A 21,298-nucleotide genomic window follows, 5' to 3' on the forward strand; every position below is an offset into this window, starting at 1 on the left:
ATATCCTGTCAGGTATCCTTCCACGCCAAGGACACCTCACGGGCATCTCGATCGAGGGTCAGGTGCAAGGCCCTGCCGCCGGGCGCCGCCGCCCGCACGAGGTGCAGCGCGGCGCGGCCTGGGTCCTCCCAATCGGCCACCGTCATGGGCTGATCAGGTCCGGCGAGCCAGAGCGTCTCCTGGGGGAGCGCGGCAAGAAGATCCCGCGCTTCGCGGCGCAGCGCGGAAAGGCGCGCGACATGGTCTTCCAGGTCCCGATCGCGCGTCGACCAGTCGACCCAGCCGATCGGATTGTCCTGGCAATAGGCGTTGTTGTTGCCCTGCTGGCTGCGGCCGAACTCGTCTCCCGCGGTCAGCATGATCGTCCCGGTCGAGGCGAACAGCGTGGCGAGCATGGCCTTCAGGTCGCGCCGCCGCGCCGCCTGGATCGCAGGGTCTGCGCTTGGCCCTTCGGCGCCGTGGTTCCAGCTGTGGTTCTCGCCGTGGCCGTCGCGGTTGTTCTCGCCGTTCGCCGCGTTGTGGCGCTGGGCGTAAGACACCGTGTCGGCCAGCGTAAAGCCGTCGTGCGCGGCCAGGAAGTTGACCGAGCGGCAGGGGCGCTGCGGCGAACTTTCCCCGAACACGTCACTCGATCCGGCCAGCCGCGTCGCGAGCACACCCACGCCCGCCTCGCTCTTCCAGAAGCGGCGCACATCGTCGCGAAAGCGGTCGTTCCACTCCAGCCAGTTTTCGGGGAACCGGCCCAGTTGGTAGCCACCGGGGCCGATGTCCCAGGGCTCGGCGATGAGGATCCGGTCCGCCAGGACCGGGTCGGCGGCGATCTCGGCGAAGATGGGGGCATCGGGCGCGAAGCCGGGTCCCCGCGCGAGGACGGGCGCGAGATCGAAGCGGAAGCCGTCGACACCGGCATGTTCGACGAAGTGGTGCAAGGCCGCGCAGGTCAGCGCGCGCACGGCCGGGTTCGCAAAGTCGAGCGTATTGCCACAGCCCGTATCGTTGATGAGCGAACCATCGCCCGCGTGGGCATAGGCGGCGTTGTCGAGCCCGCGCAGCGAAAGCACGCCGCCCTCACGGTCGCTTTCGCCCGAATGGTTGAAGACCAGGTCGAGCACCACGCCGATGCCGTGTTCACGCAAGGTGGCAACGGTTGCGCGCAGCTCGGCCACGCCGCCGGGGCACAGGCCGGGGTCAAGCGCCATCATCGCGACCGGATTGTACCCCCAGGCGTTGACCAGCCCGAGCGGGGGCAGGTGGCGCTCGTCGATCCAGGCGACGATGGGCATGAGTTCGACCGCTCCGACACCCAGCTTGCGCAAATGGGCGAGGACGGAAGGATGCGCGAGCGCGGCCACGGTCCCGCGCAGCGCTTCGGGCACCTCGGGATGGCACATCGTGAACCCGCGCACATTAATTTCGTAGACCAGCCCACCGGGGCGCAGGAGCGCAGGCTCGACCACCACGGGCTCGTACGGTGCCGGGACCCGCGCGCGCGGTACGAGGTGGGCGGTGTCTTCGCCAAAGCGGGCAAGCGCCGGGTCCTGCACGAAGCGGCGATCCAGCTCTAGGGCATAGGGGTCGACCAGCAGTTTGGCCGGATCGAACCAGAGCCCGTGCTCGGGCGCCCACGTTCCCTGCGCACGGTAGCCATAGAGCGCGCCGGAAAGGTCGCCGGGACACTCCAGCGTCCAGACCTCACCCTCGCGGTGCATTTCACGGCGCGTTTCGCCGCCCGTATCATCGAACAGGCATAGCCAGACCTGTTCGGCCCGGGGCGCGCGCACCGCAAAACGGGTGGCCCCGCCTTGCACCTGCGCGCCCAGCCGGATCATCCGATCAGGTCCCGGTAGAGCCGCGCGTAGGCCCGCCCGCTCGCTCCCCACGAGAAATCGGCCTTCATCCCGTTCTTCTGAAGGCGCTGCCAGTCGTCCTTCTGGCCGTAGAGCGCGACCGTGCGTTCGATGGCCGCGGCCACGTTCTGGGCGTCCACACCGTCGAACTGGATGCCTGTCGCCACACCGGCTGCCAGCGCCGCTGGATTGGCGTCGATCACGGTGTCGGCCAGCCCCCCGGTGCGGGCGACCACGGGAACACAGCCATAGGCGAGGCCGTAAAGCTGGGTCAGGCCGCAAGGCTCAAACCGCGAGGGAATGAGGATCGCGTCGCCGCCCGCCTGCATGCGGTGGGACAGCGCCTCGTCATAGCCGATGCGCACCGCGACGCGGCCCGGATGGCGCGCGGCCACCGCGCGCAGCTGCGCTTCGAGGTCGGCATCGCCCGATCCCAGCACCGCCAGCCGCGCGCCCTGGGCCACGAGGTGGTCGGCCATCTCGGGCAGGAGATCCATGCCCTTTTGCCAGGTGAGCCGGGTGATCGCGACGAAGAGCGGGCTCTCCTCTTCGACAAGGCCGAACTCGGCCTCGAGCGCGCGCGTGTTGAGCGCCTTTCGGCCCAGCGTGCGCGCGGTGTAGGTGGCCGCAAGGCTGGCGTCATGGGCCGGGTTCCACAGCTCCCCATCGATGCCATTGAGGATACCGTGGACCGCGCTGCCGCGCTCGGCGATCAGGCCTTCGAGGCCCATGCCAAAGCGCGGACTGCGGATCTCGCGCGCGTAGGTCGGGCTGACGGTGGTGATCGCATCGGCGCAGAAAAGACCCGCCTTGAGCATGCCGAAACCGCCATAGTATTCCACACCCTGCATGTGCCAGGCCCGGCTCGGCAAGCCCGTCTCGGCAAAGATCGCGGCCTCGAAGCGGCCCTGGAAGGCGATGTTGTGCACCGTGACCACGCTGGGCACAGCCGCGCCGCCGAAGGGCGCATAGCGGGTGTAGGCTGCGGCCATGGCCCCCTGCCAGTCGTGCGCATGGAGCAGATCGAAGCGCTGCGCCTTGCCGCGCAGCACGACCGCCCCGCCCGCGACATCGGCCGCGGCCCGCCCCAGCGCGCAGAAGCGGCGCCAGTTGTCGGGCCAGTCCTTGCCCGCCGCGTCGGCGTAGGGAAGCCCCTCACGCGTGAAGAGGTCGGGCGCGTCGAGAACATAGAGCGGATGCGCGCCCAGCTTGCCCGTAAGCAGGCGTGCCGGACCGCCGAACAGGTCCGGCCAGGTGTGGACCGCGCGCGCGCGGCCCAGCGCCTTGAGCACCGAAGGGTAGCCCGGAAGCAGCGTGGTGACCGCCACACCCTCGTCCGCCAGCGCGCCCGGAAGCGCCCCCACGACATCGGCGAGCCCGCCCGTCTTGACCAGCGGAACCGCCTCCGAAGCGACGGAGAGAACACGAATATCGGGCAAGGTTACAGCTCCAGCCGGTCGATCATGGCCTTGGTGATGAGGCATACGCCCTTTTCGGTACGGCGAAAGCGCACCGCGTCAAGCTCGGGGTCCTCGCCCACGACAAGACCTTCGGGGATGCGCACGCCCGAATCGATGACCACGCGGCTGAGGCGCGCGTTACGTCCGATGTTGCAGTAGGGGAGGATCACCGCCTCATTAACCTCGGACCAGCTGCCCATCTTCACCCCCGTAAAGAGCAGCGAGCGGCGCGCGAGCGAGCCCGAGACGATGCAGTCCTGGCTGATGAGCGAGGAGATCGCCTGCCCGCGCCGCCCGTCCTGGTCGTGGACGAACTTGGCCGGTGCAGCGACCACGGTGTCGGTCCAGATGGGCCAGTCGCGGTCGTACATATCGAGCTTGGGGACGGTGTCGGTGAGGTCGAGATTGGCCTCGAAGTAGGCATCCACGGTGCCGACATCGCGCCAGTATTCCTCGATCTCTTCGGCCGCGCGGATGCACGAGGCGGTGAAGCGGTGCGCCTTCGCCTTCCCGTGCCGGACGATGTAGGGGATGATGTCGCCGCCGAAATCGCGCCTAGAATCGGGATCGGCGGCGTCGCGCCGCAGCTGTTCGAAAAGGAACTCGGTCTCGAACACGTAGATGCCCATGGAGGCAAGCGCGTGCTCGGGATCGCCCGGGATGCCCGGCGGATCCTCGGGCTTTTCGAGGAACGAGGTGATGAAGTCATTTTCATCGACGTGCATCACACCGAACGCGGTCGCATCGGCGCGCGGGACGGTGAGGCAGCCCACGGTCACGTCCGCGCCCGATTCCACGTGCTCGCGCAGCATGACCTCGTAGTCCATCTTGTAGATGTGGTCACCCGCCAGGATCACCATGTAGCGCGGCGCATGGGCGGCGATGATGTCGATGTTCTGGAACACCGCATCGGCCGTGCCCTCGTACCACATGTACTCCGAGATGCGCTGGGAGGCGGGCAGGATGTCGAAGCTCTCATTGCGTTCAGGACGCATGAAGTTCCAGGCCCGGTTCATGTGCCGGATCAGGCTATGCGCCTTGTACTGGGTGGCAACGCCGATGCGCCGGATGCCCGAATTGATCGCGTTGGACAGCGCAAAGTCGATGATCCGGCTCATGCCCCCGAAGTAGACCGCAGGCTTGGCCCGGTTGTCGGTCAGCTCCTTGAGCCGGCTGCCGCGCCCACCGGCCAGGACGTAGGCCATGGCATCGCGCGCAAGGGGTTGTGGACTGGGGGTCTTCATCGTCCTTTTATCCTCTCATGGCCCACGGCCTGGTGCTATCCCGCGTATTCCAGCATGATCGTGGCAAGTGGCGGCAAGGTGACATGCGCGAGCCCGCCTGCGGCCTTGATCTGCCCGAGGTTGCCCTTGCCCGACCCGCCGTAATAGACCGAGTCCGTGTTCAGGATCTCACGCCAGTTGCCCTCGCCCGGCAGGGCAAGCGCATAGTCCTTCAGAAGGTTGGGCGTCATGTTGCTGATGACCACCACGGGCCTGGCATCCGGCGCCTTGCGCACCCAGGCGAAGACCGAGTTGGTCGCATCGTCGACGACCAGCCACTCGAACCCCTCCCCCTCGCAGTCGCGCCCGTGCAGCGCGGGTTTGTCGCGGTAGAGGCGGTTGAGGTCGCGCACCAGGTTGCGCACACCCTCGTGCGCGGGCGCCTCGCGCAAGTGCCAGTCGAGCGCCCTCTCCTCGCTCCACTCGCTGCGCTGCGCGAACTCCTGCCCCATGAACAGCAGCTTCTTGCCGGGATAGCCCCACATGAGGCCATAGTAGGCGCGAAGGTTCGCGAACTGCTGCCAGTCATCCCCGCTCATCTTGGAGAGCAGCGAGCCCTTGCCATGGACGACCTCGTCGTGGCTGAGGGGCAGCACGAAGTTCTCCGAGAAGGCGTACATCAGGCCAAAGGTGATGTCCTCGTGGTGGAACTGGCGGTGCACCGGATCGCGGCCCATGTAGCGCAGGGTATCGTGCATGAAGCCCATGTTCCACTTGAACCCGAAGCCCAGCGCAGTCCCGCGCGTGCCGTCCTCGGGCTCGTCGGCAGGCGCGCTCACGCCCGGCCAGGCGGTCGATTCCTCGGCAAAGGTCATGATGCCAGGATGCTCGGCGTAGAGCGTGCGGTTGACCGCGCGCAGGAACTCCACCGCTTCCCAGTTCTCGCGGCCACCCTCTTCGTTGGGCGTCCACTCGCCCTCCTTGCGCGAGTAGTCGCGGTAGAGCATCGAGGCGACCGCATCCACGCGCAGGCCATCGACATGGTAGCGCTCGGCCCAGAACAGCGCGTTGTTGACGAGGAAGCTCGCCACTTCCTTGCGGCCGAAATTGTAGATGAGGGTGTTCCAGTCCGGGTGGAAGCCCTGCCGCCAGTCCTCGTGCTCGTAAAGCGCGGTGCCATCGAAGCGGACAAGGCCGTGTTCGTCGGTCGGGAAATGGGCGGGCACCCAGTCGAGGATCACACCGATCCCGGCCTTGTGCGCCCCTTCCACGAAGCGCGCGAAGCCGGCCGGTTCGCCAAAGCGCGCAGAGGGCGCGTAGAGCCCCGTGGTCTGATAGCCCCAGGAGGGATCGTAAGGGTGCTCGGCGATGGGCAGGAACTCGATGTGAGTGAAGCCCATGTCGACCACGTAAGGGATGAGCTGCTCGGCCATCTCGTCCCAGTTGAGGAACCAGTTCCAGCGATCGCGCTGCCAGGACCCGGCGTGGACCTCGTAGATCGAGACCGGCACGCGGCGCGCATCGACGCTGGCCCAGTGGGTGCGGTGGGCCGCATCGTTCCAGTCGGGCTTTTCCACGCGCGCGGTGATCGAGGCCGTGCGCGGGCGCACCTCGGTCATGAAGGCGAAAGGGTCGGCCTTGAGCGGGCGGGCGATGCCATCGGGTCCGACGACGTGGAACTTGTAGGCGCGGTAATCGCGGATGTCGGGGATGAAGATTTCCCACACGCCGATGTCGCGGCGGTGGCGCATGACGTGACGGCCTGCGTCCCAGTCGTTGAAATCGCCCACCACGCTGACACGCTGCGCGTTAGGGGCCCAGACCGCAAAATGGACGCCCTTGGCGCCCTGGTGCTCGATGAGGTGAGCGCCCAGCTTGTCGAACAGGCGCATATGGGTGCCCTGCGCGATCAAGAGGTCGTCGAGGGGGCCAAGCACCGGCGCGAAGCTATAGGCATCGGTCTGGATCCAGTCGCGCGTCGCGGTCGAGCAGCGGTAGCGCACGGGCTGCGGCGTGCCCAGGAGATAGCCCTCGAACATGCCGCGCGGATCGATCCGGGCGACCTCGCCCAGGCACTGCCCGTCGATCGAGAAGGCCTCCGCGGTCTCGGCCCCCGGCAGGATCGCGCGCGCGAAGGTCCCTCCGGGGCCGGAGTGGACGCCCAGAAGCGAAAAGGGATCGCCATGCGTGCCATCGAGCAGGGCATCGAGAGAACTTTCAGGAGGCTTCACGTAACGTTCCAGATATCCTTGGCGTATTCGCCAATCGTGCGGTCCGAGGAGAACCAGCCGACATTGGCGATATTGCGGATGGCGCAGCTGCGCCACGCAGCGGGATCGCGCCAGCGCGCATCAACCGCGCGCTGCGCTTCGGCGTAGCTTTCGAAATCGGCCGCGCACATGAACCAGTCGTGCTCGTAGAGGCCGCCGATCAGCCCGGCGTAACGGTCACGGTCGTCGGGTGAGAAGACCCCCGAGGCGATCATCGAGAGCGCCTGGCCCAGCTCGCGCGAGCCTTCGATGATCGCGCGCGGATCGTAGCCGTTGGCGCGCCGCTCGGCGACATCCTCGGCCGTCAGGCCGAAGATGACGATGTTCTCGTCCCCGACCTTGTCCTTGATCTCGACATTGGCGCCGTCGAGCGTGCCGATGGTGAGCGCGCCGTTCAGCGCAAACTTCATGTTGCCCGTGCCCGACGCCTCCATCCCGGCGGTCGAGATCTGCTCGGAGAGGTCGGCGGCGGGAATGATCTTCTCAGCGAGGCTGACATTGTAGTTGGGCACGAAGACGACCTTGAGCAGGCCGCCCACCGAGGGGTCGGAGTTGACGCGCCGGGCAATGTCGTTGGCCAGTTTGATGACGAGCTTGGCGTTGTGGTAGCTCGACGCGGCCTTGCCGCCGAAGATCTTGACGCGCGGCACCCAGTCGCGCTCGGGATGGCTGCGGATCTGGTCGTAGAGCGCGACCGTCTCGATCAGGTTGAGAAGCTGGCGCTTGTACTCGTGGATGCGCTTGATCTGGACATCGAAGAGCGCGTCGGGATTGAGGCGAATGCCCATCGTCGCCTTGAGATGCTCGGCCAGCGCGACCTTGTTGGCGCGCTTGACCTCGGCAATGCGCTCGCCCAGCTGCGTGTCGGTGGCCAGTTCGTTGAGCGCCGAGAGCTTCTCCGCGTCCTGGATGAAGCCGTCGCCAATCGCCTCGCGGATGACCTTGGTGAGGCCCGGGTTGCACTGCTGGAGCCAGCGGCGCGGGGTGACCCCGTTGGTCTTGTTGTTGATCCGCGTGGGGTAGAGCGTGTGGAGATCGGCAAAGACCGTCTCCTTCATCAAATCTGTATGGAGCGCGGCGACCCCGTTCACCGAATGCGCGCCGACGAAGGCGAGGTTCGCCATGCGCACGCGCCGCTCCCCCGATTCGTCGATGAGCGAGATCGCCGCGATCTGTCCATCGTCGCAGCCCGCCTTGCGCGCCTCGCGCAGGATGCGGCTGTTGATCGCGTAGATGATCTGCATGTGGCGCGGCAAGAGCCGCTCGAACAGCGGCAGCGGCCAGGTCTCCAGCGCTTCGGGCAGGAGGGTGTGGTTGGTGTAGGAGATAGTCTTGCGGCAGACCTCCCAGGCCTCGTTGAATTCGAGCTGGTGAACATCGACCATGAGCCGCATCAGCTCGGCCACGGCGACGGACGGGTGCGTGTCGTTGAGCTGGATCGAGGCTTTCTCGGGCAGCGTGCGGATATCGCCTTCGTACTGCATGTGGCGGCGCACGATGTCCTGCACCGAAGCGGCGGTGAAGAAATACTCCTGGCGCAGGCGCAGTTCCTGGCCCGCCGGGCTGGAATCGGCCGGGTAGAGCACGCGCACCAGGCTGTCGGCGCGCACCTGCTCCGAAAGTGCGCCGAAGTGGTCGCCCGCGTTGAAGGCGTCGAGCTTGATCGGGTCGAGCGCGGTCGCGCTCCACAGCCGCAAGGTGTTCACCCGTTTCGCCTTGTAACCCACGACGGGGGTATCGACCGCAGTCGCCTCGACCTGCTCGGCCGGGTGCCAGGAGGCGATGTCCCCGTCCACTGTCACCTCGCCGCCAAAGCCGATGCGGTAGCTGCTCTCGAGCCGCTCGAACTCCCAGGGGTTGCCGTGTTCGAGCCAGGTCTCGGGCAGTTCCACCTGCCAGCCATCGTCGATGCGCTGGCGGAACATGCCGTTCACGTAGCGGATGCCATAGCCATAGGCCGGGATGTCGAGAGTGGCGAGGCTCTCCATGAAGCAGGCGGCGAGACGCCCGAGCCCCCCGTTGCCCAGCGCGGCGTCAGGTTCGAATTCCTCGATCTCGGCGAGGTCGAGCCCGTGCGCGGCGAGCGCCTTTTCCATCTCGCGGGTCATGCCCATATTCGAGAGCGCGTCGCGCAGGAGTCGCCCGATCAGGAACTCCATCGAGAGGTAGTAGACCCGCTTGCCGCCGGTCTCGTACGTGCGGCGCGTGGAATCGATCCAATCGTCGATGATGTGGTCGCGCAGCGCGTAGATCGCCGCGTTGTACCAGTCGTGGTGCTTGGCTGCGCGTTCGTCCTTGCCGACGCGGTGGCGCAACACGCGAACGATGTGATCGTCGAACTCGGAAGGACTGCCTGCCACGGAGATTCTCCTCAAACGGCAAGGACCCGGCCCCAGGCACCCGACAGGATGTCCCGAAGAACTGGCCCATGCACGGCCAAAAGCCTGAACGGAGCGCAACCGCGCCCGGGAATCCGAAACTACGAGGCACCATGGCTACCACAAGGTTGCAATGCAGCAAGCCAAATTGTGCAGCGCCGAACAAAAGAACCCCGCTTTCCAATGGACTTGCCCGCCTTCGCGTCCCCGGAGCCGCCCCCGAGACCGCTAGGCAAGCCCGGGAGCGCGGGCTAAGGATGGGCGATGCACGAACTCTCCCCATTCGATGCCGCCGCGTTCCTGATCGTGATGGCCGCAGCGCTCGGCTATCTCAACTACCGCACGCTGCGCCTGCCCTCGACGGTGGGGCTCACGATCATGGGGACACTCGCCTCGCTGCTGCTGGTCGCCTACGACCACCTGGTTCCCACCAGCACGCTTTCGGCGACCTTCGGCCGGTTCCTTGCCGACCTCGACTTCTCCAAGACACTGATGGACGGGATGCTCTCGTTCCTGCTTTTTGCGGGCGCGATGCACGTCAGCTGGGCGCACATGCGAAAAGGTGCCCTGCCAATCCTGGTCTTCAGCACCGTGGGCGTGCTCCTTTCGACCGGGCTTGTCGGCGCGGGGTTCTACGCGCTCTCGCTGGCTGTCGGCATCCCGGTACCGCTCACCTGGTGCCTCGTCTTCGGCGCGCTCATCAGCCCGACCGACCCGGTCTCGGTCATGGCGGTGATGAAGCGCGCGGCGATGCCCGAGACGCTGCAAGCGACGGTTGCGGGTGAGAGCCTGTTCAACGACGGCATCGGCGTCGTCGTCTTCACCATCCTCATCGCACTTGCCACCGGCACGGAAGAATTCACCTGGTCCTTCGCGCTCGGCCATTTCGCGCGCGAGGCGCTGGGCGGGGCGGTCCTGGGCCTGGCCGTAGGCGGCATCGGCTTTGCCGCGATGAAGTCGATCGATGAATACAACATCGAGGTGATGATCTCCCTCGCCGTTGTCATGGGCGGCTACAGCCTGGCCATGGCGACCCACGTCAGCGGCCCTGTCGCGATGGCGATTGCCGGGCTCATCATCGGCAACGCCGGGATCGCCCACGCCATGAGCGACACCACGCGCGATCACGTCATCAAGTTCTGGGCGCTCATCGACGAGATCCTGAACGCGGTGCTGTTCCTGCTGATCGGCCTCGAGGTCATCGCGCTTGATCTGGAGCCGGGCTACATGCTGGTCGGGCTCGCGACGGTGGGCATTGTCCTCGCGTCGCGCGCGCTGGCGGTCGGCGCGCCGCTGCTGGCGATGAAGCGGGCCATCGACATGGGCCCCCTCGCCTTCCCGACGCTGGTCTGGGGAGGTCTGCGCGGCGGTATCTCGATTGCGCTTGCCCTCTCGCTCCCGCTCGCCGATATCCGCTCCGAACTGCTCGCGGTGACCTACATCGTCGTGGTCTTTGCCGTCGTCATCCAGGGCGGCACCATTGCCCGCCTCATCTCCGCCATCCAGTCGCGCGAACCCCGCGCGGCCCAAGCCGGGTAACATCCCTGTGACATCGACCCCTCCCCCCGAAGGTCCTGATCCCGCCCAAGGCCCTGATCCGGCCATGCCCGAGACCCAGCTTCCCGGCGATGGCACAAGCGGCCCCGACACCGAGGCCCCGTTCACACCCAAGGGCCCGATCAACGAGATGTGGGCGGCCCGCCCGCAATGGGTGCGCCGGGGCGAGGCCTTCTTCCATGTCCTGCGCGTCAAGTTCGCGCACGCGGTGCTCCTGCCCGAACTGAGCCCGGACCAGGCCTACGACCTGCGCCAGACGGTGCGCCAGGAAGGCCAGCTCACCCACGGCTATGTGCTGATGTGCGCGCTCGCGGCGGGAATCGCGATCCTGGGCCTGCTCCAGTCCTCAACCGCGGTCGTCATCGGCGCGATGCTCGTCTCCCCGCTGATGAGCCCGATTGCGGCCATGGGCTTCGGCTTTGCCTCGCTCGACGGGCACCGCATCCGCGATTCGATCCGCGTCGTCGCCATTGGTGCAGGCATCGGCATTGCCACCGGCATCGTCCTCACCTGGCTCTCGCCCATCCGCAACGCGACGCCGGAAATCCTCGCGCGGACCGAGCCCAACCTGCTCGACCTCGCGGTCGCGCTGTTCTCCGGCATCGCCGGTGGCTACTCGACCGTCATCGGCAAGGGCGGGACCGCCATCGGGGTTGCCATCGCGACCGCGCTGATGCCCCCCCTGACGGTCATCGGCTATGGCATCGGCGTGTTCCAGCCAATGTTCGCGCTGGGCGCACTTCTGCTGTTCCTGACCAACCTCGCCGCGATCACCTTCGCCTTTGCCCTTATCGCGCGGCTTTCGGGCGCGGCGCGGCCCTTCGGCAAGGTCGAGTGGACGCCGCGCTATGCGACGATCCTTGTCGCGGCCTTCCTCGCGCTCGCCACCCCGCTCACCATGACGCTGATGAAGCTCACCAACGAGGCGCGCATCCGCTCGGCCGCACAGGAGGCGATCATCGCGGCCTGCGGCGACCGGGGCGTGACCATCGCCCAGCTCGACGTCAGCTCCAGCCTGCTCGGTTCGCCCAAGGTCAAGGCGCTGGTCATCGCCACCAGCTACACCGGCAACGCCGAGATCGCGGCCGAGAACGCGCTCAAGGAAACGCTGGGCGAGGACGTCGATGTCTCCTTGCAGCAAGTGCTCGCCGCCGACGTCCGCTCGCAGACGCAGGCCATGGTCGATGCCGCGATGGAGCGCACGACCGCGGGCATTGCCGCCGACGTTCCGCCCTACAAGGCGATCCGTCAGAAAGTCGGCCTGCCGACCCGCTCGATCTGGACCGACCGCGCGCAGCGCATGGTCTACCTCGAGCCTGTCCCTGCGCCCGACTGGCCCCTGGCCGACTACCGCGCCACCGAGAAAGCGGCGAGCCAGGGCGTCAACGGCTGGACGGTGCGCCTGATGCCCCCGCCCCAGCCGCGCCTGACCGTTTTGCTGGAGGCGAGCGAGGACGCGCAGGTCCCCGAGGACGCCATCGCGACCGACCTTGGCATCTGGGCGCTCCAGCGCTGGGGCCTTGGCGAAGTGACGATTTCCGGGGCCGATCCTGCCCGGCTGACGGCGCTCGCGCGCCTGCTCGCCGATGCCGGGATTGCCGCGCAGATCGATGGCGCGGTGATTCCCCCGCCCGAAGAGCCGCGAGCGCCTGCCGGGGATGGGGCTGAGGCCGCCCCCCGCGCCATCACCGCGACGATTGCGGTCTACGCGACCAGCCCCTCGCGGCTCGAGGCGCAGCGCGCCGAGCGGGAGGCCGCGGCGCGCGCGGCGGCGCTGGAGGAAAGCTTCTCAGCGCCCTGACAGCGCCCGAGGCGGAGTTCAGACCCGGGCGGCCTGCGCCCTGTGCATGGCCTCGACCTGCCCAAGCACGACCGCGCGGATGCGCCGTACGTGGAGCACGAGCGCGGCCTGGGCGGTTTCCAGCTCGCGCCGGGCAATGGCCTCGCACAGCATATGGTGTTCGCGCAGATGGTCCTGACGGGCATGCTCGGCGGCCGCGGCATCCATCGTCTTCCACGTGCCTAGGACGAACGCCTGGCCCACGTCCCAGACGCGCTCGACCATGGTCGCCAGCAGCGTCGAGGAGTGGCGGCTGTAGGTCATCCAGTGAAATTCGCGCCCGTGCTCGATCATGTCCTCGGCCGTTGTCGCGGTCTCGCCGGCGCGCACGACCGCGCGCAGGGCCTCGACGTCCTCCGCGCCGAAGTTGGCCATGCTGTCAGCCAGGAGCAGGGGCTCGAGACGCTCGCGAATGTCGAAAGCGGCAGCGATATCCGAGCGCGCGGGCGCAACGACCCGCGCACCGGTGTTGGCGCGCATCGTCACCAGTCCACGCGATTCCAGGATACGCAGCGCATCGCGCACGGGGATGCGGCTCGTGTTCAGCTCGGCGGCCAGCTCGTCCTGTTTGATCCGCAGGCCCGGCGCCAGTTCGCCCGACAGGATGCGCCGGGCCAGAATGGCGGCCACGCGCTCGCTCACCGCTTCGCTTGGTATCTTTGTCATTGCGAGTTCATTTTTTCCGTAATCTCGAAGGTCCAATTATTGGACGTGAGTATAATCCGACGCAATATCCTTTTTTTAGCGTTAACTCCGTGCCTCAGATCACGACAAATATGCCGATAGCAAGGGCGAGGCCGAGAAGCGGCACCAGCACCGTCAGCACGCCAAGAGCCGGGTAGGCCGCCTTGTGAGTCTCCCCGCAGATCGCGCGAATGGTGGTCACGACATAGCCGTTGTGCGGCAGGCTATCGAGCGCGCCGCTGGCGATCGCCACCGTGCGGTGAAGCTGCGCGGGATCGGCTCCGGCCTCAAGGTAGCCGGGCGCGAGCAGCGGCAGGGCGATGGTCTGCCCGCCCGAGGCCGAGCCGGTCAGCGCGGCGATCACGGTCACCGCCACCGCCGCGCCGATGAGGGGATCGCCCGGAAGTCCCTGCAGCGCCTCCAGCGCCATCTGGAACGCGGGCGAAAGTGCGGCGACCGAGCCGAAGCCAACGACCGCGCAGGTGTTGGTGATGGCCACCACGGCCCCGCTTGCCCCGCGCGCGAACGCGCCCGGCATGGCCGCGCGGGCCCGGTAGCCCACGCCCAGCGCCAGCAGGCTCCCCGCGCCCAGCGCCACGACCAGCGCCCACTTGCCCAGCGATTGCTGCGGCAGCGCCCAGGCGAGCCCCGGCACGCCCTGCGGATACTGGAACAGCATGAAGACGCCGAGCACGGCAAGGAGCGGCACGAGGCACAGCAGCGGCGGGGGAAGGTGCGGATGGTCATCAAGCGCGCTGTCGCCCTTGCGTACTTCGAAACGCTCCCCCCGCGCCAGCGCGCGGCGCATCATCCGGTCGAGCAGGAGATAGCCCAGCCCGGCCATCAGGCCTGCGACCAGCAGGCTGACCGGCCAGGCCGCGTAGGCATCGGTGCCCAGGTACTGCATCGGGATCAGGTTCTGGATCTCGGGCGAACCTGCGCTGGTCATCGTGAAGGTAACCGAGCCGAACGCGAGCGCGGCCGGGATGAACCGGCGCGGCAGGTCGGCCTCACGGAAGAGATGGACCGCGAGGGGATAGACCGCGAAGCCCACGATGAAGACCGACACCCCGCCATAGGTGAGAAGTGCCGCCGCCGCGACCACGGCCAGCACCGCATGGCGAAGGCCGATGCGCGCGACGACACCGCGCGCCACGCTCGCCGCCGCCCCGCTTGCCGCCATGACCTCGCCGAAGATCGCGCCGAGCAGGAACATCCAGAACCAGTCCGCGAAGAAGCCGGTGAACCCGGCCATGTAACTTGTCGCAAAGTCCCCCTCGCCCGCGTCCGCCAGCGGCGGCAGGAAGGCCAGACCGCTGGTCGCGGCCACCACCGCCGCGCAGGCGGGCGCGGCGAGCAGGATATGCACCCCGCGCACGGTCAGGAGAATGAGGAGAGCAAGAGCGGCAACAAGGCCGACAGCGCTGAACACGAAGACCATCTCCCAGAGGCAGGATAGCGACCACGGCCCTCTTTGCGGAGCCTTGCCACGCGCGATGGTGCCGCCTTGCCAGCCACTTGTCCATGGCGTCTTCCGGCCAGCCTTCCAAGTATATCCACGTGGTCCGGCGATGACGGGAAAGAGACGATATCCTGACACCATCACCGCCCGGCACAGGGACAGTTCATCCATGGTTCTCAAGCGCATCGCGCCCTCGCAGGTCGAGCAGGGCATGTACATTCACGCCTTCCAGGGCAACTGGTTCGCCCACCCCTTCTGGCGCGCACACTTCGTGGTCGAGGACGCCGCGCGGTGCAGCGAACTGCGCGCCAGCGGGCTCGACGCCATCGTTATCGACACCGACAAGGGCCGCGACCTGCCGGACGAGAAAACCGCCGCCTCCTCGCCCGCGCCAGCTCGTCCCTTGCGCCGCCCGCTGGTGGCCACCCCTGCAGCAGGCCCCAGTTCGCCTCCTCCCGCCGCCTCGCCTGCTGCGCCCCCCCGTCCTACCGCGCGCACCGCATCGGGGCCTGTCCCCCTCACCCGCGAATTCGGCTCGGCCCGGCGGCTTGCGGGCAAAGCCAACAAGATCATCTCCAAGGTCTTCCTCGAGGCGCGCCTGGGCAAGGCGCCGCGCGTGGCCGATGTCGCGCCGGTGGTGGAGGACATCTTCGCCTCGATCCAGCGCAACCCCTACGCCTTCTCGGGCCTCATGCGCTGCAAGGCCGAGAGCGAGGCGACCTACCACCACATGCTGTCTGTCAGCGCGCTGATGGTCTCGCTCGCCCGACAGATGCGCCTGCCACCGGGGGAAATGCGTCTGGCGGGCCTTGCCGGGCTCCTCCTCGACGTCGGCCTCGCGCGGGTCGAGGCGGATCTGCCCGAGGTTGCGCAGGCGGTCCTTTCCCCCGCCCAGGGCGAGGAGCGCGAACTGCTGGGCCGCCATTGCCTGATCGGGCGCGAGATGCTCGCCTCGGCAGGCGACGTGCCCGAGGAAGTGCTGCAGGCGGTCATGCGCCATCACGAACGGCTCGATGGCGAAGGCTACCCCCAGGCGCTCGACACCCGCGACCTCGATGTCTTCTCGCGCATGGCCGCGATCTGCGACAGCTACGACCTGATCGTCTCGGGCGCGGTCAGCGGGCGCGCACTCGACCCGTCCGAAGCCATGGAAACGCTGATGAGCCTGTCGGGCTCGCTCGACACCGAGATCCTCGCCCGCTTCAGGGAAGCGCTCGGGGTCTATCCGGTGGGCTCGTTCGTGCAGCTGCGTTCCGCGCGCGTCGCGCTCGTGGTCGACCAGTGCCCCGGCGACCCCGAACTCCCCACGGTCACCGCGTTCTACTCACTGGAGACGAACAAGCACGTGCGCGCAAAAACCATCGCGCTTGCCGAGTGCTATGGCGAGGATGCGATCGTGGGCGTGGCGGACCTCGACGCGCTTGACCTGCCAAGCCCGGAGGACCTGCGCGAAGCGCTCCTCTCGGGCCGCAGCCGGACCGATCAGATCCCGTACCAGAAAACCAATGTGGTCGAGAGCGCGGCCACCATGATGAGTACGAGCGGCACGCCCGAACGCAGGTAATCCTTGAAGGTGTAATCGCCCTCGGTGAGGATCATCATGTTGGTCTGGTAGGCAACCGGCGTCGCGTAACACAAGTTGCAGCCGAACAGCACGGCCAGCACCAGCGGCTCCTCGGGCATGCCCAACTGCTTGGCGATATTGAAGGCAATCGGGGTGCCGACGGCGGCGGCGGCGGTGTTCGAGGCGAAGTTGGTCATCAAGGTCACGAAGACCATGATCGCGGCGAGCACGCCTGCGGGCGGCAGGTACTGCAAGCCGCTCGACAGGATCTGGCCGAGCCATTCCGCCGCACCCGAAACCAGGATGAAGCGCCCGAGCGCAATGGAGCCGGCGACCAGGACGATGATCTTGGCCGAAAGCGCCCGGCCCACACGTTCAAAGCGCACGCAGCCCGTCGCGAACATGAGGATCGCGCCCGCCAGCGCCGAAATCGCAATCGGCACGAGGCCGAAGCTGGCAAGCCCCACCGAGCCGAGCATGATCGCGACCGCGAGCAGCGCCTTGCCCGAACGGGTTATTTCTTCCCCGCCCTCGATCTGGAGTAGGCCCTCGGTCTCGGCAAAGTGGCGCAGGTCCTCGGGCATGCCCATCATCAGGAGCACATCGCCCTCGGCCATCTCGGTGTCAGGGGTGTGCGCGCGGGTGTCGCGTAAGGGCTGGTGGACGTGGTGGATGCCCAGCATCGCCACGCCTTCGAACCCCGCGGTACTGGGCGTCAGGCCGATCAGGCGGCAATCGGGCGCGAGGATCATCTCGGCCACCATCAGGTCCTCGCGCGAGCGGGTGGAATCGGCCTTGATACGCTCGGTCAGCCAGCGCGGCGCGAGCGTGGCCGACAGCGTGCGCGCGGCCTCCTGCAGACCCTGGTAGGTGCCCTCGGCCAGAAGGCGACGTCCGACGTGGCTGCGGTTGCCCGGCGGCAGCCAGGCGCGCACGTCCTCGGGCAGGTTCCCGCGCGCTTCCTCGATGGTCTTGCCGCGCATCGGCGCATCGTCGGAGAGGCGCAGCTTGGCAAGGAAGCGGCGGCTTTCCACCGAGACCTGCTTGGTATTGTCGGGCAGCAGGCGCGGCATCACCAGCCACAGATACGGCAGCGCCACCAGCACCGAGATCAGCACGATCGGGGTAAAGTGGAAGACCGAAAGCGTGCGCATGCCCAGGTCCTGGGCAATCGAGACGACGAGCAGGTTGGTCGAGGTGCCGATGGTCGTCGACATGCCGCCAATGAGGATCGCGGCGTTGACCGGCATCAGCGTCTTGGAGGCAGGCATGCCCCCGCGCGTCGCCATTTGCGCCAGGATCGGGATCATCAGCACGAGCACGGGCGTGTCGTTGATGAGCATCGACATGAACAGGCACACGACGAGCGTGAAAAGCAGACCCAGGCTCTTGTTGAACTTCCACACTCGCGCCAGCGCGCGCGCCGCCGGATCGAGCGCGCCCGTCACGACGAGGCCCCTGCCCATGATCATCAGCGCGCAGATGGTGACCAGCGCGTAGTGCCCGAAGCCCTGGAACGCCAGTTCAAGCCCCGCGTACTTGGTCTCGCCGGGCATCGGCATGACGTAGAGCAGGAGGGCAATCGCCGCGATGGTCAGCAGCGAGACGATCTCGACCCGCAGCTTTCCATTGAAGAAGCCATAGAACATGGCCAGCGCGATGAACATCGCACTCGCTGCGTGAAAGCCGGGAAGGATCATGGACTTGGCCTTGCCTTACCCTTGCGCCTGTGTCCACTCCACACGGTAGAGGTCAAAGCGACGGTCGCGCAAGTTTCGCACCGCGCCCGACTGGCGCGCGGTCAGCAGCGAATCGAGCGAAAGGTCGGCAATCGCGATGGTCTCGGTGTTGGGCGCGGTGTCCGCCGCCACGCCATCGCGCGAGAACGGGAAGTCCGAGGGCGTCAGGATCGCGCTTTCGGCGTAGTGGACGTCCATGTTCTCCACGTTGGGCAAGTTGCCCACAACGCCCGAGGTCACGACGTAGCACTGGTTCTCGACCGCGCGGGCCTGGCAGCAGTAGCGCACGCGCAGGTACCCGCGCCGCTCGTCGGTGCAGAAGGGCACGAAGAGCATCAGCGCGCCCTGGTTGACGAGGTGGCGGGCCAGCTCGGGAAACTCGCTGTCGTAGCAGACCATGACGCCGATGGGACCGCAATCGGTGGGGATCACGTTGGCGCCGTAGCCGCCCTTGATGTTCCACCACTTGGCCTCGGACGGGGTGGGGTGGAGCTTTTGCGATTCGTGCACCGAGCCATCGCGCAGGAAGGTATAGGCAATGTTGCGGATCTCGCTCTTGCCGTCCTCGGTCTCGACGCGGGTGGGGTGCGAACCGCCGATGATGTTGATATTGTAGCTCACCGCCATGTTCTGCATGAACGTGACGAAGCGCTTGGTGTAGGTGGAAATCTTCTCGATCGCCTCGACCGGCTGGAGCTTCTTCTCCTCGACCGAGAGCAGCGCGAGGGTGAACAGTTCGGGGAAGACCACGAAGTCGCTCTCGTAGTCCGCCGCAACGTCGACCCAGTATTCCACCTGCTCCTCGAAATCATCGCGCGAGGAGATCTTGCGCATCATGAACTGGACGGTGGCGACGCGCACCTGCGAGGGCACACGCTCCTTGAGGCCAGGCACGGCCTTGCCGGTGTCGCGCGGGGCGAGCGGGTTGGTCCAGTACATCAGGACCGCGTTGCCGCCGCTTTCCTTGTCCTTGGGCAGATAGTCGCGCAGGATCCCGCGCGGCTCGTACCCGCCGTTCATCTGGAAATTGATGACCTGGTCCTTGGCCTGCTTGTCGATCACGGCCTGCAGATAGTCGGACGGGTTGGGGAAGGTCCGCTTGCGGCGGTAGTAGCCCGGCATGCGGCCGGCAAAGGCGATGCCCTTCAGCTCGAAATTCTGGCACAGTTCCTTGCGCTTGCGGTAGAGGCGCTGGCCGATGCGCAGGCGGCGGTAGTCGGGATCGACGCAGACCTCGAAGCCGTAGAGCACGTCGCCATCGGGGTCCGGGATGCGGCCGTATCCGCCGTTGGTGATCTCTTCCCAGGTGTGCGGCTTGAAGGCGAGCGCGGTGGTGATGATCATCGTGGCGCAGTGGCCCACGATCACGCCCTCGTACTCGGCCACGAACTGGCCTTCGGGAAAGTTGATGATCTGCCCGCGCAGTTCGGCCCGGGTGAAGGCGTCGGCCTTGCCGTAGACCTTGACGGACAGCGCCGCGATCGCGGGGGCGTCCCCGACCGTGGCCTCGCGGATGATGAGTTTGGCTTTGGTATGGTCCATGCGGGCCTTAATACGCGCCAAAGCCCCCCAGGTTCCAGTGTAGAGTTCACCATTCCCGAGAGATTGCACGCACTTGAGGGAAGCCCTGCACATCCATGTCACATGCTTCCGGCAAAACGGCTCGTCGCACACATGAGTCGGCTCACCGACCGAGAAAAAGCAGCGCGAATTCATCCCCTTGGCAAAAGTTCCCGAATTTTTCGCAGAATTCCGGGATACTTTTGACGGGCGCCCCCGTTGTCTTGGGGAAGGAAGGAGACACACCGATGAGCGCTACCCTGATCGCCCTTGCCCTGTTCGGATGCAGTGACGATGGCACCGCGTGCCGCCGCCTCGAGGCGCAGGCTCCGGTCGCGACCTTCCAGACGCGAGCCGAATGCGACCGCCAACTCGAAGACGCGCTGGAGACCGACGCAGCCCTGCGCGCCGATGCGCCGACCGTCTACGCCCAGTGCCTCCCCTCCGCCCAGCTTGCCGCGCTGGGCACCGGAGAAGTCGACCTCACCCGCGTCGGCAAGGTTCAGTTTGCGCAGAACTGACCATGCGTGCGTGAATTGGTCGTCAAATGCGGCATCTCGAATGAGGGGGGAAGCGGACGCTAGCCAAACCGAGCTAGTCCACTTTCATGGGCTGCTGCCAACTCTTTGATCGGCCCAGCCCCTCCTCTGTGGTGACCTCGGCGTGGTAAAATCGTCCACCAACAATCTCCGTGGGCTCACCGGCTCGTCTCAAGCCCTGTTCAGGCTGCGCAAAGTTCGCCTTGGAAATTTGGGTGCAATCATCTTCGAAATGCGTTGCGAAGAGCGACATCACAGGCTTGTCAGTCACATCGTCGATAATATCGGCTTGCCACAAGCAGACGGTGGGAAGCGGGCGAGGGAAGAATCCAAGTGTACGGAAAGAGAGAACGGGCAGCCCGCCCAGTAACGCAACGTTCACATCTATCGCCCGCGAGCATCCCGTCAACGCAAGGACGAAAATAGGCAAAATCAACAGGCGGGGTGGGGGCATAGGAGCATAATAGGCATGCGTTTAGTGTCCGCAACGGGGTGGAACCGGACATCAAAGATAATTTCTCACGCCGTACGAGACGCCTTCGGCCGCTGCGAGCGTCTCGCTTCTCGCGAAGACCTGCGCGCAAGCGCGAGTTTTGAAAGGCTTGGGGAGCCCGAGGGCGATGGCCCTCGGAACTTCACCTTCTACTTTACACGAATCTGGCAACCCCAGCCCGCATCACCCCCGGCCGCGATAGCCCTGCACGCCCTGGTCGGGTACCCACAGGCCTTCGGGCGCTGCGCCCGACTGCCAGAACACGTCAATGGGGATGCCGCCGCGCGGGTACCAGTAGCCGCCGATGCGCAGCCAGTGAGGCTTCATCTCGTCGAACAGGCGCTGGCCGATGCCTACCGTCACGTCCTCGTGGAAGCCGTTATGGTTGCGGAACGAGCCGAGGAAGAGCTTGAGGCTCTTCGATTCGACGATGGTCTCACCCGGCGCGTAGTCGATGACGAGGTGCGCGAAGTCGGGCTGGCCGGTCACCGGGCACAGCGAGGTGAACTCGGGCGCGGCAAAACGGACAAGATAGAGGGACTTGGCCCGCGGATTGGGCACATAGTCGAGAACCGCCTCCTCAGGAGAAGCGGGAAGCGCGCTCTGCTGGCCCAGATGCACGGGCGCCAGCGACGGGGAAGAGGATGTATCGCTCATGCCCCTGCGCATGGACCGGGAGGCC

General features: G+C 66.7%; 14 protein-coding genes. 4 read left to right on the forward strand and 10 right to left on the reverse strand.

The window, feature by feature from the left end; translation table 11 throughout:
- Positions 1-8 precede the first annotated feature (8 nt).
- Genes glgX through LC060_RS18995 form a run of 5 tightly spaced genes read right to left on the reverse strand, consistent with a single transcriptional unit; the run spans position 9 to position 9,160 of the window.
- Positions 9-1,829 (reverse strand): glycogen debranching protein GlgX, encoded by a 1,821-nt coding sequence (gene glgX / locus LC060_RS18975; RefSeq protein ID WP_226638281.1) that lies wholly within the window; start codon positions 1,827-1,829, stop codon positions 9-11.
- Positions 1,826-3,277, reverse strand: a complete 1,452-nt coding sequence (gene glgA / locus LC060_RS18980) for a glycogen synthase GlgA (protein WP_413465139.1) — start codon at positions 3,275-3,277, stop codon at positions 1,826-1,828. The genes glgX and glgA overlap by 4 nt, the downstream gene beginning before the upstream one ends.
- An 11-nt stretch (positions 3,278-3,288) precedes the next feature.
- Complete coding sequence (glgC, locus tag LC060_RS18985) at positions 3,289-4,551, reverse strand: glucose-1-phosphate adenylyltransferase (protein ID WP_226638283.1); 1,263 nt, start codon at positions 4,549-4,551, stop codon at positions 3,289-3,291.
- Between the two features lie 35 nt (positions 4,552-4,586).
- Entirely contained in the window at positions 4,587-6,761 is a 2,175-nt protein-coding gene (glgB, locus tag LC060_RS18990; protein WP_226638284.1) for a 1,4-alpha-glucan branching protein GlgB, read from the reverse strand.
- A complete protein-coding gene (locus LC060_RS18995; RefSeq protein WP_226638285.1) occupies positions 6,758-9,160 on the reverse strand; it encodes a glycogen/starch/alpha-glucan phosphorylase in 2,403 nt (800 codons plus the stop codon). Before LC060_RS18995 ends, glgB begins: the two co-directional genes overlap by 4 nt.
- A gap of 282 nt (positions 9,161-9,442) precedes the next feature.
- On the opposite strand from LC060_RS18995, the gene LC060_RS19000 reads away from it, so the two are divergent.
- Together LC060_RS19000 and LC060_RS19005 are read left to right on the forward strand one after the other, a co-directional pair.
- Entirely contained in the window at positions 9,443-10,717 is a 1,275-nt protein-coding gene (locus LC060_RS19000; RefSeq protein ID WP_226638286.1) for a cation:proton antiporter, read from the forward strand.
- Between the two features lie 64 nt (positions 10,718-10,781).
- The gene (locus LC060_RS19005) at positions 10,782-12,536 is read left to right on the forward strand and encodes a TIGR00341 family protein (protein ID WP_226638287.1); all 1,755 of its coding nucleotides are present in this window, start codon (positions 10,782-10,784) and stop codon (positions 12,534-12,536) included.
- Positions 12,537-12,554: 18 nt separating this feature from the next.
- On the opposite strand, the gene LC060_RS19010 is transcribed toward LC060_RS19005, so the two are convergent.
- Positions 12,555-13,241 (reverse strand): GntR family transcriptional regulator, encoded by a 687-nt coding sequence (locus LC060_RS19010; protein ID WP_226638288.1) that lies wholly within the window; start codon positions 13,239-13,241, stop codon positions 12,555-12,557.
- A 94-nt stretch (positions 13,242-13,335) separates the two neighbouring features.
- Complete coding sequence (locus LC060_RS19015; protein WP_226638289.1) at positions 13,336-14,691, reverse strand: GntP family permease; 1,356 nt, start codon at positions 14,689-14,691, stop codon at positions 13,336-13,338.
- Positions 14,692-14,890: 199 nt separating this feature from the next.
- On the opposite strand from LC060_RS19015, the gene LC060_RS19020 reads away from it, so the two are divergent.
- On the forward strand, positions 14,891-16,285 hold the full coding sequence (locus LC060_RS19020; protein WP_226638290.1) for an HD-GYP domain-containing protein: 1,395 nt from the start codon (positions 14,891-14,893) through the stop codon (positions 16,283-16,285).
- Here the strand turns inward: LC060_RS19020 and LC060_RS19025 are convergent.
- Complete coding sequence (locus tag LC060_RS19025; RefSeq protein WP_226638291.1) at positions 16,204-17,985, reverse strand: SLC13 family permease; 1,782 nt, start codon at positions 17,983-17,985, stop codon at positions 16,204-16,206. The two genes, LC060_RS19020 and LC060_RS19025, sit on opposite strands and share 82 nt — an antisense overlap.
- Positions 17,986-18,000: 15 nt before the next feature.
- Positions 18,001-19,566 (reverse strand): carbon-nitrogen hydrolase family protein, encoded by a 1,566-nt coding sequence (locus tag LC060_RS19030; protein WP_226638292.1) that lies wholly within the window; start codon positions 19,564-19,566, stop codon positions 18,001-18,003.
- A 266-nt stretch (positions 19,567-19,832) separates the two neighbouring features.
- Between LC060_RS19030 and LC060_RS19035 the strand changes: the two genes are divergently transcribed.
- Entirely contained in the window at positions 19,833-20,105 is a 273-nt protein-coding gene (locus tag LC060_RS19035) for a hypothetical protein (protein ID WP_226638293.1), read from the forward strand.
- 694 nt (positions 20,106-20,799) lie between these two features.
- On the opposite strand, the gene queF is transcribed toward LC060_RS19035, so the two are convergent.
- The gene (gene queF / locus LC060_RS19040; protein WP_226638294.1) at positions 20,800-21,273 is read right to left on the reverse strand and encodes a preQ(1) synthase; all 474 of its coding nucleotides are present in this window, start codon (positions 21,271-21,273) and stop codon (positions 20,800-20,802) included.
- Positions 21,274-21,298 lie beyond the last annotated feature (25 nt).

The sequence above is a fragment of the Novosphingobium profundi genome, from assembly GCF_020524485.1.
GTDB classification, from domain to species: Bacteria; Pseudomonadota; Alphaproteobacteria; order Sphingomonadales; family Sphingomonadaceae; genus Novosphingobium; species Novosphingobium profundi_A.

Excerpts from the sequence above, each read along its gene's own strand:
- glgX (WP_226638281.1), bottom strand. The coding sequence starts at position 1,829 with ATGATCCGGCTGGGCGCGCAGGTGCAAGGCGGGGCCACCCGTTTTGCG.
- glgC (WP_226638283.1), bottom strand. The coding sequence starts at position 4,551 with ATGAAGACCCCCAGTCCACAACCCCTTGCGCGCGATGCCATGGCCTAC.
- LC060_RS19000 (WP_226638286.1), top strand. The coding sequence starts at position 9,443 with ATGCACGAACTCTCCCCATTCGATGCCGCCGCGTTCCTGATCGTGATG.
- LC060_RS19005 (WP_226638287.1), top strand. The coding sequence starts at position 10,782 with ATGCCCGAGACCCAGCTTCCCGGCGATGGCACAAGCGGCCCCGACACC.
- LC060_RS19010 (WP_226638288.1), bottom strand. The coding sequence starts at position 13,241 with ATGACAAAGATACCAAGCGAAGCGGTGAGCGAGCGCGTGGCCGCCATT.
- LC060_RS19020 (WP_226638290.1), top strand. The coding sequence starts at position 14,891 with ATGGTTCTCAAGCGCATCGCGCCCTCGCAGGTCGAGCAGGGCATGTAC.
- LC060_RS19025 (WP_226638291.1), bottom strand. The coding sequence starts at position 17,985 with ATGATCCTTCCCGGCTTTCACGCAGCGAGTGCGATGTTCATCGCGCTG.
- LC060_RS19030 (WP_226638292.1), bottom strand. The coding sequence starts at position 19,566 with ATGGACCATACCAAAGCCAAACTCATCATCCGCGAGGCCACGGTCGGG.
- LC060_RS19035 (WP_226638293.1), top strand. The coding sequence starts at position 19,833 with ATGAGCGCTACCCTGATCGCCCTTGCCCTGTTCGGATGCAGTGACGAT.
- queF (WP_226638294.1), bottom strand. The coding sequence starts at position 21,273 with ATGAGCGATACATCCTCTTCCCCGTCGCTGGCGCCCGTGCATCTGGGC.